The organism is Sphingobacterium sp. BN32, from assembly GCF_030503615.1.
Taxonomy (GTDB): Bacteria; Bacteroidota; Bacteroidia; order Sphingobacteriales; family Sphingobacteriaceae; genus Sphingobacterium.
On record NZ_CP129963.1, the window covers coordinates 1061902 to 1074170 of the forward strand.

The 12269-nt window shown below is 42.8% G+C and carries 7 protein-coding genes; all 7 read left to right on the top strand.

The window, feature by feature from the left end; genetic code table 11:
• Nucleotides 1-79: 79 nt before the first annotated feature.
• Complete coding sequence (locus QYC40_RS04420; protein ID WP_301992621.1) at nucleotides 80-1843, top strand: rhamnogalacturonan lyase; 1764 nt, start codon at nucleotides 80-82, stop codon at nucleotides 1841-1843.
• 57 nt (nucleotides 1844-1900) lie between these two features.
• Entirely contained in the window at nucleotides 1901-2662 is a 762-nt protein-coding gene (locus QYC40_RS04425; RefSeq protein WP_301992622.1) for a rhamnogalacturonan acetylesterase, read from the top strand.
• Nucleotides 2649-3440, top strand: a complete 792-nt coding sequence (locus QYC40_RS04430; protein WP_301992623.1) for an SGNH/GDSL hydrolase family protein — start codon at nucleotides 2649-2651, stop codon at nucleotides 3438-3440. Before QYC40_RS04425 ends, QYC40_RS04430 begins: the two co-directional genes overlap by 14 nt.
• A gap of 4 nt (nucleotides 3441-3444) precedes the next feature.
• Nucleotides 3445-5031, top strand: coding sequence for an arylsulfatase (locus tag QYC40_RS04435; RefSeq protein WP_301992624.1), 1587 nt, complete (start codon nucleotides 3445-3447; stop codon nucleotides 5029-5031).
• Between the two features lie 263 nt (nucleotides 5032-5294).
• A complete protein-coding gene (locus QYC40_RS04440; protein WP_301992625.1) occupies nucleotides 5295-6527 on the top strand; it encodes a glycoside hydrolase family 88 protein in 1233 nt (410 codons plus the stop codon).
• Nucleotides 6528-6535: 8 nt separating this feature from the next.
• Nucleotides 6536-9490 (top strand): DUF4982 domain-containing protein, encoded by a 2955-nt coding sequence (locus QYC40_RS04445; protein WP_301992626.1) that lies wholly within the window; start codon nucleotides 6536-6538, stop codon nucleotides 9488-9490.
• Between the two features lie 12 nt (nucleotides 9491-9502).
• Nucleotides 9503-12244 (top strand): glycosyl hydrolase, encoded by a 2742-nt coding sequence (locus QYC40_RS04450; RefSeq protein WP_301992627.1) that lies wholly within the window; start codon nucleotides 9503-9505, stop codon nucleotides 12242-12244.
• The last annotated feature ends 25 nt before the right edge of the window (nucleotides 12245-12269 follow it).

Here is a 12269-nt window from a genome sequence, read left to right on the forward strand (position 1 = left end):
GCTTCAGTTTTCATTAATAAGGTTTCTTACAACATTGACAATTTGCCTTTCCATAAGCACGTTGCTTGCCCAACGACAAATGGAATGGTTAGATAGAGGGTTTGTAGGTTTGAAAACAAGCAGTCACTCTGCTTTCTTATCATGGCGGCTGTTGGCTTCTGATGCTTCAGACCTCCGCTTCTTAATCTATAGAAAAGTTTCTGGCAAGCAAAAGGAGCGGCTCACCGATACTGCCTTATGCCAGGGAACAAACTACACGGACTCATCATGTATCGCAGATCGCGATATCGAATACCTGCTATATTCAATTAAAGGTGAAAAAGAAGTTCTTGAAGCCACTTTTGTGATTAAAGGCAGCCAAGAGATTAGGAATTACTTTGAGATTCCTTTGAAAGTTCCTGAGGGTTATACTGCTGCTGATGCTTCGGTGGGCGATTTAGATGGCGACGGGCAATATGAACTTATCGTTCATCAGGTCGGTAAAGGTCATGATAACGCTCATCTTGGCTTAACGGATGAGCCGGTATTTCAAGCTTATCGTTTAGATGGGAAATTTCTTTGGGAGATCAACTTGGGCAAAAATATCAGAGAGGGAGCACATTATACACAATTCATGGTTTATGACTTGAATGGGGATGGAAAGGCGGAATTCGTGTGTAAAACAGCGGATGGAACGGTTGACGGCATTGGAAGAACTCTTGGGAATAAGGACGCTGATTACAGGGATAAGGACCCTAAATCAACAACCTATGGGAAGATATTGCACGGTCCGGAATATTTGACTGTTTTCGATGGCCTAACTGGAAAGGCAATCTCCACAGTGGAATACATTCCTGGGAGGGGTGAACCGCAAAGTTGGGGAGATCAGAAAGCGAATCGGGCAGACCGCTATTTAGCGGCCATAGCGTATCTGGACGGAAAGAAACCGAGCTTGATTATGTGCAGGGGATATTATGACCGCACGGCGCTAGTTGCATGGGATTTCGACGGTAAGAAATTGACTAAACGATGGGTTTTTGATACCGAGAATGCAGATCATCACTATGAAGGTCAAGGGTTTCATAATCTCGCGGTTGCTGACGTGGATGAGGATGGTCGTGATGAAATTATTTATGGCTCAATGACCGTTGATGATGATGGGAAGGGCCTTTATAGTTCAGGTTTAGGCCATGGCGATGCGTTGCATGTCACAGATTTGGATCCCGATCGAGAGGGCTTGGAAATTTTTGCGATACACGAGCATAAGGGATCGAGCAAAGGAGTAGGCGTATCACTTCGAGATGCCCGAAATGGAGAGCTGTTATTTTCAGCGTCAATCGATGAAGATGTAACTAGAGGGGTTGCGGCATCCATCGATCCGAACCATCGCGGGGCCTATATGTGGTGGCTAGCACGAGATTCGGCTTATAACATGCAGGGAATAGCGGTCGGTCCGAGACCTAGGTTTGTCAATTTCTTGATTTGGTGGGATGGCGATTTGAGCCGCGAGCTTTTGGATGATACTCAAATCGCAAAGTATAACGAAGGAGTCATTTTCAAAGCGGAAGGCGTAAGCTCTATCAATGGAACTAAACGCACGCCAAACCTGAGCGTAGATTTATTCGGCGATTGGCGAGAAGAACTAATCCTGCGATCGATAGATAATAAATCGCTCCGGATCTATATGAGCAGTATTCCAACTTCGTTTCGTATGACAACACTAATGCATGATCCGGTATACAGGCTGGGTATTGCTTGGCAAAATGTTGCATACAATCAACCTCCCCATACAGGATTTTACCTAGGGCCAGAAATGAAACAAGTGCCTAAACCGTACTTGAATCTTGTGAGACATAGAGATTGATTTGTTTGATGATATGATGTTATATTTATTTGTAAATCAATGTTATATATGGTTAATATGAAATTATTGTTTATTGCCGTGGCAGCCATGTTTCTTGTACAAAATCGGCCTGCAAAATTATTCATTATAGGCGATTCTACAGTACGTAATTCAAATGAAACCTATTGGGGATGGGGCAGTATTCTTCAGGAGTTTTTAGATAGTGCAAAGGTAAAGGTTGACAACCAAGCTATGGCCGGAAGAAGCACCAGAACCTTTAGAATGGAAGGGAGATGGAAAAAAGTATTGGATGAATTGCAAGCTGGTGATTACGTGATGATACAGTTTGGTCATAACGAAGGTAGCAAACCTGATACGACTCGTCAGGGATATCGTGGTGTTCTTCGAGGAATCGGAAAAGATTCGCTTGTGTTGACATGGCCCAACAAGGAAAAAGAAGTCGTATATAGCTATGGCGAATATTTGCGTCGCTTTGTGAAAGAGGCGAAAGCAAAGGGAGCTATTCCTATTATCTTATCGATGATACCTCGTAATAAGTGGACGGCTGCCGGCAAAATAGAACGTGCCGATTTAGATTTTGGAAAATGGGCGAAAGAAATTGCGCGCGAACAGCAAGTTGATTTCATTGATTTAAATGAACTCACAGCAAGTTACTATGATATGATTGGACCGAACGCAGTTAAACAACTTTATTTTCCGGGCGATCATACGCATACCAATTACGCCGGTGCGCGATATAATGCCTATAGTGTTCTTCAAGGAATAGAAAAATTGCAAAATTCTTTATCTCAAAGTGTTAAATCATATGAACAAAAGTAAAACTATCGCCGTTCTTGTCGCGCTATGTGGCGTGTTGACCCTAAGTAGCTTCCTTATAAAGCAGGAAAAACAGCGTATCTACATCATCGGGGATTCAACAGTAAGGAATGGACAAGGAAATGGCAGTAACGGACAGTGGGGTTGGGGAAGCTTTCTTGCGGACTATATAGACAATGAAGCGGTGGAAGTGTATAATAAGGCTTTGGGTGGAACAAGTTCGAGAACATATTTTACCAACAGATCGCTCTGGCAAACAATCTTGGATAGCTTGCGTCCGGGAGATATCGTATTGATGCAATTTGGCCATAATGACTCCAGCCCAGTTGTTGATTCCACAAGAGCGCGAGGTACCATTCCGGGTAATTCCAACGATTATCAAGAAGTCAATAATCCCTTGCTAAAGCAGAAAGAGATGGTATATAGCTATGGCTTTTATTTACGACAGTTTGTAAAAAATATTCAAAACCGGGGAGCTCGCGCCATTATTTGTTCGCCAATTCCAAGAAATAAATGGGAGGCTGGCGAGGTTGTCAGAAGTGAATATGCGAAGTGGGCAGAAGAGGCCGCAACGCAGTCCTCGGCGGAATTTATCCCACTTCAGGATTTGGTTATTGCAGCATATCAACAACAGGGAAAAGACTATGTCAGCAAGCACTACTTCGATGCGAAAGATGCTACCCATACGCTAAAAGAGGGTGCAGTTCTCAATGCGAAGCTTATTGCCGAGTATTTTTCGAACAAGCCTGAGTTAGGGCTAGCTCAATGGATTAAGAAATAAAACCATGAAAAAGTTTACACATGTTTTCGGAACAGCATTAGCAATTCTAATTTCTTCAGCTACGCTGGCACAACAACGACCGAATATTATCGTGATTTTGGTTGATGATATGGGGTATTCTGATTTGGGATGTTTCGGATCTGAAATTCAAACGCCACATTTGGATAGTTTGGCAAAAGAAGGAACTATCATGACGAATTTTTATAATGCAGCGCGCTGCTGTCCTTCCAGAGCTTCTTTGCTGACCGGGCGATTTCCGCATCAGGCTGGTGTGGGTGATATGATGAACAAGCGCTCGTTTCCAGCCTACCAAGGTTTTCTCAACAGAGAGTCAATTACTTTAGCTGAATTGCTAAAATCGTCTGGTTATGCCACTTATATGACCGGTAAATGGCATGTTGGACAAGATTCGATAAATTGGCCGTTGGAACGAGGATTTGACAGATATTACGGGCTGATTGACGGGGCAAACAGTTATTTTGCAAATAGACCATACCGTAGAAATCAAAAGCTCAGTATCGTGTTGGATCGGGAAAAAGTAGAAGTACCTGCAAAATATTATAGTACCGACGCTTACACCAGCCATATGATTAGCTTTTTGGAAACTCATTTTTCCGAACATCAAGAACAACCGTTTTTCGCCTATTTGGCTTATCAAACTCCGCACTGGCCGCTGCATGCCAGACCAGAGGAAATACTGAAGTATAAGGGAAAGTATATGGAAGGTTGGGAGAAAATGCGCCAGCGTCGCTTTGCCAAGCAGAAAGAACTAGGCGTTGTTCCAAAGAGCGCCAGCTTGCCGGAGATCGACGAAGCGATTCCGGTATGGGATAAGTTGACTTGGGAGCAAAAAGTCCAATGGGACGAACGTATGGCGGTCTATGCGGCCATGCTCGACCGACTAGATCAACAAATAGGACGACTGGTTAGTTTTTTGAAAGGAAATCAACAATTCGAAAATACAATCATTCTTTTCCTGTCGGATAATGGAGCAAGTCATGAAACTATCGATCACGATGGATTCACGCAAGAGATACAGTTGGCAAATAATTTTCCTGCCAGCCATCCTGAATCGTTTACTGCCTACGGCAAAATGGGGGCTGCCGTATCAAACACGCCCTATCGCTCCTATAAGCATTGGGTATATGAGGGGGGGAATTCAACGAGCTTCATAGCCTTTGGGCCAAATCATATTCCAAAGGGAGCTATTGTAGAAACGCCGGCGCATATCGTTGATATAATGCCAAGTCTTCAACAATGGGCAAATGCTCCTTATCCTAAATGGTATAATGACCATCAAATTGGAGCGATGGAAGGAAAAGCCTTATCAGAACTTTGGGGAAGTAGCGGCGTAGAAGAGCGAGCGATTTGCTTCGAACATGAAGGAAATAAAGCCATCCGAAGAGGACGATGGAAATTGGTGCAAGCTTATCCGGATAAGAATTGGCAATTATACGATCTGCATATGGACCGTGCGGAAAGGGATGATTTAAGCGACAGGCACCCTAAGGTAGTTCAGTCCTTATTAAAAGTGTATATGGATTGGGAAAAACGTGTAGGCGTAATCCCCTATGAGCAGCTCAGCAAATAAATAGGGATACCTAAATCCTGATTGCTGATATTTTTTGAGTGACTCTTTAAATTAATTTGTGATTGTAAGATGTTGAATTTCAATCTTCTATAGGTATTGTAACGAGTAAGATACAGGACACGGCAGGTTGCTATGAAATCTCAAATCTCTTAATATAGCTGTATAGCCAATATCGTAAACCGTTGCGCTTTCAGACTTCTTGTAAAATAGTTTAGCAACAGCATGGCATGCTGTTGCTAAACTAGGAAATAAACATTATCCATATGTTATTTTCTTATGAAGTTGGAGCGCTTCCAGATCGAATTCAAATGAAGAAAATAATTAAAAAGTACAATTCTTCCCGCCTTAATGGTCTGCTTATAGCATGTTTCGCCGCCTTAGCCCTCATTTTTGTCGCATGTACCGCGCAACGAACCGGCGCTGACAAAGAAACAGATAGAAAAGAAGATGTATTAAGAGTTCTACGTCAGACGAATGCCTACTTTATGGACAAATGGCCAGATACCAAAGAACCTATTTACACAACGAGGTGGCGTCCTAGTAATATTTGGACTAGAGCGGTGTATTACGAAGGTCTGATGGCGCTATATGCAATCGATCCTAAAATCGAATATTATCGCTACGCTGATGATTGGGCAAACCAACATCAATGGAATATGCGCAATGGTGTAGAAACTCGAAATGCCGACGATCAGGCTTGTGGACAAATCTATCTTGATTTATATCAGATTGATAAACAGCCGATCAAGATAAAAGCAATTAAAGAAAATATTGATGGCATTATAGCGAGTGGAAAAGTGGATGATTGGACGTGGATCGACGCTATACAAATGGCAATGCCCATCTTCGCAAAGTTTGGAAGCATGTATAATGATCCGAAGTATTACGATTTTATGCATCGAATGTATCTCTACTCCAGGAATGAAGAGGGGGGCGGACTATATAACAGGGAAGATAAATTATGGTGGCGTGATAAGGATTTTGTGCCTCCCTATAAGGAGCCGAATGGCGAAGACTGTTACTGGTCGCGGGGAAATGGTTGGGTAGTTGCTGCGCTGGTGCGTGTTTTAAACCTGCTTCCAGACGAGCATCCCAATAGAGCGTTTTATGTGCAGGATTTTAAAGATATGATGCATGCGCTTTTAAAAGTGCAACGTAAGGATGGTTTTTGGAATGTGAGCCTCCATGATCCGAACAACTTCGGCGGACCTGAAACTTCAGGAACTGCGCTCTTTGTGTATGGGATGGCTTGGGGAATGAATCAGGCTATCCTTGATGAGGCACAATTCGCCGAACCGACGGAGCGAGCTTGGAAAGGAATGGTTCAAGATGCGGTGCACCCATCGGGCTTTTTAGGATTTCTGCAAGGAACGGGGAAAGAACCAAAAGATGGACAACCGGTTCGTTTTAGCTCCGTTCCAGACTTTGAAGATTATGGACTTGGATGCTTTTTACTCGCTGGTACGGAATATTATAATTACCTATCAAAAAACTAATAATTGATATGAAAAACCTGTTTCTTATCGTGCTGATGCTAATCGGATGGTCACCAGAAATTACAGTTCTTGCGCAAAGCAATGTAACCTGGAGTTTCAATGCCGATTGGAAGTTAATGCTGGGAGAACAGGAAGATGCCTATCGACAAAACTTGGATGACAGTGATTGGAAATCAATAACCCTTCCGTATGCATGGAATGAAGGAGATGCTTTCTCGAAGCCAATTCACGAACATAGCACCGGTATTGCCTGGTATAGAAAGTCATTTGAACTGCCCGATAATGTACCGCTAGAGAAAGTTTTTTTGGAATTCGAAGGGCTACGTTTTGCTGCAGAGTTCTATTTAAATGGCGAATGGATAGCACGTCATGAGAACGGCGTTATGGCCGTTGGTTTGGATATTAGCAAGTACTTAAAAAAGGGCAAAAATGTTCTTGCTATTCGAACCGATAACCGTTGGGACTATAAGGAGAAAGCCAGCAATTCGGTATTTCAATGGAACGATAAGAATTTCAATGCCAATTATGGTGGGATACCGAAAAACGTATGGATTCACTTTAAAAACGAACTCTATCAAACCTTGCCTTTGTATTCCAACCTAAAGACCACAGGAACATATATATATGCCAAGGATATCGATGTAGCCAAAAGGAAACTAAATCTTCATGTGGAAACGGAAGTGGCCAACGAAAGTAGCGCTGTAAAAAGTGGTAATTGGGAGATTAGGGTATTTGATGCCGAAAGCAAGCTCGTGAAAACTTTCAATAAGAAATTTTCATTAGCAGCAGGATCGAAAACTATGCTATCCACGCAGGCTCTTTTAATGCAGGTTAACTTTTGGAACTGGGGTTATGGCTACCTCTATACAGTAGAGTCGAGCCTTAGCATAGATAATAAGCAAGTTGACAGCAGAAAGATAAAGACCGGTTTTCGAAAAACTGCCTTTAAAAACGGCATGCTTTATCTCAACGATCAGGTAATTATGGCGAAAGGGTATGCCCAGCGAACAAGCAACGAATGGCCGGGCGTTGGACTTTCTGTCGCGCCTTGGCTTAGCGATTTTAGCAATCAACTAATGGTGGAAAGCAATGCCAATATGGTACGCTGGATGCATGTCAGTCCCTGGAAGCAAGATGTAGAATCTTGCGATCGCGTAGGACTGATGCAAATGCTTCCCGCAGGCGACGCCGAGAAGGATGTTGAAGGACGTCGCTGGGAACAGCGTACTGAGCTGATGCGTGATGTCATTATCTACTATAGAAATAATCCTAGTGTGATACTTTATGAATGTGGAAATGAGTCCATCAGTGAACAGCATATGGCTGAAATGAAAGCTATCCGTGATCAGTATGATCCCTACGGGGGCAGAGCCATCGGATCTCGTGAAATGTTGGATAGCAAGCTTGCAGAATACGGAGGAGAAATGCTCTATATCAACAAAAGTGCGAAACATCCGATGATCGCGACGGAATATATGCGTGATGAAGCACTAAGAAAATATTGGGACGAACATACTTATCCTTTCCATAAGGAAGGAGAAGGGCCGTTGTATAAAGGCAATGACGCGAGCGATTATAATCGTAATCAAGATCAGTTTGCCATAGAGGCAGTACGCCGTTGGTATGAATACTGGCGTGTTAGGCCCGGAACTGGAAAACGCGTTAGTTCAGGTGGTTTGAATATTATATTCTCCGATTCAAATACGGATTATCGTGGTGAAGAAAATTACCGAAGAAGTGGTGAAGTAGACGCGATGCGTATTCCAAAAGATGCGTTTTTTGCCCATCAAGTTATGTGGAATGGCTGGGTAGATCCGGATCCTAAGGGAATACACATCGTTGGACATTGGAATTACGATATTGGAACAGTCAAAGATGTGCTGGTAGTTAGTGCAGGGGATAAGGTGGAGCTTTTCTTGAACAATAAGAAACTTGGAGCTGCGGAGCAATCTAACCGTTTTCTATTTACTTTTCCTGCAGTTCGATTTGAGCCTGGTGAATTAAAAGCGGTATCATACGATAGCCAAGGTAATAAACTCAACGAACAGATTCTTAAAACAGCAGGAATTCCGACACAAGTCAAATTAAAGCTGATTCATGGAGCGAACGGGATATATGCTGATGGCCATGATATGGTAATGGTGGAAGTAGAAGTGTTGGATGCGAACGGACAACGTTGCCCGACCGTGAGCCCAATCGTCGACTTCTCCTTTGAAGGTCCAATCGATTGGATTGGTGGTATTGCACAAGGACCAAACAATTGTATAGGATCAACCGCTTTACCGGCAGAGGCAGGCATCAACAGAGTCCTGCTTAGAACACAGTATGGAAAACCTGGCACAGTCCACATCAAAGCGATGTCAAATGGTTTGAAAGCCGATTCTCTTAATTTTCGAATAAACAATATTGAACAACAGGGGACTTATTTCCAGAAAGCATCCTCCGAGAACTTACCGTCCTATCAAGGACGTGGGGCGGGCTTAGATATAGGTGCCTTGAAAGTCGTCAGAACCTCATTGCCTATTGCATCCGTTACTTCCGGGGCGAACCAAACACAGGCAAAAGCCTCTTTCGATGATAACGAATTGACAGATTGGGTAAATGATGGAAAGATAGAAAATGCATGGATATCCTACAGACTAGAAAAGAAAGCCCTAATTGATGAGATCGATATGAAACTGAATAACTTCCGTTCTAAAGTATTTCCATTAGCGATCTATGTAGATGATCAGAAGGTGTTCGACGGTACAACCAGCACAAGTTTGGGATATTGGAATGTCAAGTTTCCAGCAGTTGAGGGCTCTACGGTTAAAATCCAGTTAAAAGGCAATACAGAAGGAAAGTCAGAAAACAAACATGCCGAAATCGGAGGAAAGAAACTCGATGACGGAGTTGCGCGAAATGACGCAGGAAGTACCGGCACATTGAGCATAATTGAAATAGACCTATATAAAAGACATTAAAGTTTAGCGAGCATGAAAAGATATTGGATATGGAGTATGGTTTCTATTGCGTTAATGCAGTCTCCTGCTGAAGCTCAAACCACTTGGCCACAAGTGCAGAAAGAAATGAAGCCTTGGACTCGGTGGTGGTGGCCAGGGTCTGCGGTGGATAAGAAAAACTTATCTGCGGAGCTAACGAAGCTAGCAGATGCAGGTTTCGGCGGAGTTGAAGTCACTCCGATCTACGGCGCAAAAGGATTTGAGAAAAAATACATTTCTTTCTTAAGTCCGCAATGGCTCGAAATGTTGAATTACAGCAGTCAGAAAGCGAAATCCTTGGGAATGGGACTCGATATGAACCTGGGTACCGGATGGCCTTTTGGTGGTCCTCAAGTTGAGGTTGAATATGCGGCTACAAAGCTATTGCTCGAAGAGCTGAACCTTCGTAAAGGCGAAGAAATAGTTCTTCCGTTGCGAAGCCAGGATGCAAATCAAACTTATACAAAGGCGCAAGCGATCAGCGGCTATGATCGTAATGCACGTAAAATTGATCTGAGTAGCTTGCTAAATCAAAAAACAGGGACATGGAAGGCTCCGGAAGACATGAAAGTGATGATTATGTTCTCAGGCAGAACCGGACAGAAGGTAAAACGCGCAGCGCCAGGTGGCGAAGGTTTGACACTCGACCATCTGGGTAAAGCATCCGTAGCATCATATTTTGATTTTTTCAAAAAGAAGCTCAAAGACCAACCCAGGTCTGTTAGATCGTTCTTCAACGATAGCTATGAGGTGTATGGCGCTGATTGGACAGACGATTTTTTAGTAGAATTTAAACGTAGAAAAGGTTATGCCCTAGAAGACTATTTATTGGAATTTGCAGGGAAAACCGACGATAAAGAGAAAGAAGGACGCTTGAAATCCGATTATCGCGAAGTTGTAAGTTGGATTCTCCGCGACAATTTCCTCTTGCCGTTTACGGAATTTTCAAACGAGCAGGGTGCAATCTCTAAGAATCAAGCTCATGGCTCACCAGGGAACCTATTGGATCTGTATGCCAGCACCGATATCCCCGAATGTGAAACGTTCGGATCTAGTGCTTTCGATATTCCTGGGTTAAAAAGAGATTCCGCAGATGTTAGAAACGTCGATCCTGATCCGATGATGTTCAAGTTTGCGAGTTCGGCAACAAATACACAAGGGAAGAAACTTACATCTTCCGAGACCTTTACTTGGTTGACTGAGCACTTCAAAACCGCCTTGTCTCAAACAAAACCGGAGGTTGAAGCTTTGTTTCTTTCGGGGGTGAATCACGTGTTCTATCATGGCACAACATATAGCCCAGAAGAAGTGAAATTTCCAGGCTGGTTGTTCTATGCATCAGTAAACTTCGTAACACAAAATTCCTTTTGGCCACATCTAATCGGATTAAACCAATATATCACTCGTGTTCAATCCGTATTGCAGACAACGGAAGCAGATAATGAACTCCTAATTTACTGGCCGATCTACGATATATGGCAAGAACCTGATAAAGCATTTAAGCAGCTAAGTGTTCATCATGTGGATCATTGGCTATGGCCAACGCAATTCTATAAGGAAAGCGTTCTTCTGCAGAAGCGAGGATATGGATTTGATTTCATTTCTGACGAACAAATAGAGCGAACGGAAACAAATCAAGGTAAATTAATCACGCATGCAGGAGCGAATCCTTATCAAGCGATCTTCATTCCAGACACGCAATATTTTTCCGAAGCGACGCTAGCGAAACTTTTGAAGTTAGCGGAAGAGGGTGCCACATTGATATTCCAATCGGCACCGAAGGATATTCCTGGATTTCATCAGACAGCAGAAAGAAAAGAGAAATTACAGGATGCATGGAAGCGAATAGGTTTTAAAATAGATGAGCCGAACCAGTATAAGAAATATGGAAAAGGCAAAATATATTTGACGAAGGACATTGTTTCCGCATTAGAAACGGAGCAAATCTTTGGGGAGAGCCTGACGAGAGCAGGATTGAAATTCCATAGGCGCGTCGATAAAAATGCACATTACTACTACATCGTCAACCATGGTTCTAAAACTATAGATCAATCGATAAAACTAAATGCGACTGGCAAAACGGTGACATTGTTGGATCCTCAAACCGGGAGAATAGCAGATCTGCCAATGAAAGATGGACAAGTTCGTTTTCAATTAGCGCCAGGCTATGCCTGGGTTGTGACGGTTTCCGATGAGCCAGCACAGGCAACAAAATATCATTATGTGGATCAGGAAAAAACATTAAATGTCTTCACTCAGCCATGGAACTTAAATTTTATTAGCGGTGGCCCTGTCCTTCCGTCTAACAAAAAGCTGAATAAGTTAGGTTATTGGACGGATTTGCAGGGCGCAGATTATCAAAGCTTCTCTGGATCCGCAGCCTATGAAACCCAAATAACGCTCAACAAAGAAACCAATAAAGCGTACAGACTGAAGCTCGAGAACTTATCAGAAAGTGCAAAAGTCATGATCAATGGAAAAGAAGCTGGTATTTTATGGGCGAATCCCTTTGAACTTGACGTGACGGAGTTTTTAACTAATGGCAAAAACCAAATACGCATTGAAGTGGCCAATTTAATGGCTAATCGGGTCCGCGATATGGACAGGAAAGGAATGGTCTGGCGAAACTACCATGAAATAAACTTTGTGAATATAGACTATAAACCTTTTGATGCAGGAAAATGGACAGTAGCAAATTCCGGACTCAAAGGACCTGTAACCTTAATTGCATACTAGTAAATCAAGCAAATAAAATATCAAT

Coding starts and splice junctions, on each gene's coding strand:
- QYC40_RS04420 (WP_301992621.1), top strand. CDS start 80: ATGGAATGGTTAGATAGAGGGTTTGTAGGTTTGAAAACAAGCAGTCAC.
- QYC40_RS04425 (WP_301992622.1), top strand. CDS start 1,901: ATGAAATTATTGTTTATTGCCGTGGCAGCCATGTTTCTTGTACAAAAT.
- QYC40_RS04430 (WP_301992623.1), top strand. CDS start 2,649: ATGAACAAAAGTAAAACTATCGCCGTTCTTGTCGCGCTATGTGGCGTG.
- QYC40_RS04435 (WP_301992624.1), top strand. CDS start 3,445: ATGAAAAAGTTTACACATGTTTTCGGAACAGCATTAGCAATTCTAATT.
- QYC40_RS04440 (WP_301992625.1), top strand. CDS start 5,295: ATGTTATTTTCTTATGAAGTTGGAGCGCTTCCAGATCGAATTCAAATG.
- QYC40_RS04445 (WP_301992626.1), top strand. CDS start 6,536: ATGAAAAACCTGTTTCTTATCGTGCTGATGCTAATCGGATGGTCACCA.
- QYC40_RS04450 (WP_301992627.1), top strand. CDS start 9,503: ATGAAAAGATATTGGATATGGAGTATGGTTTCTATTGCGTTAATGCAG.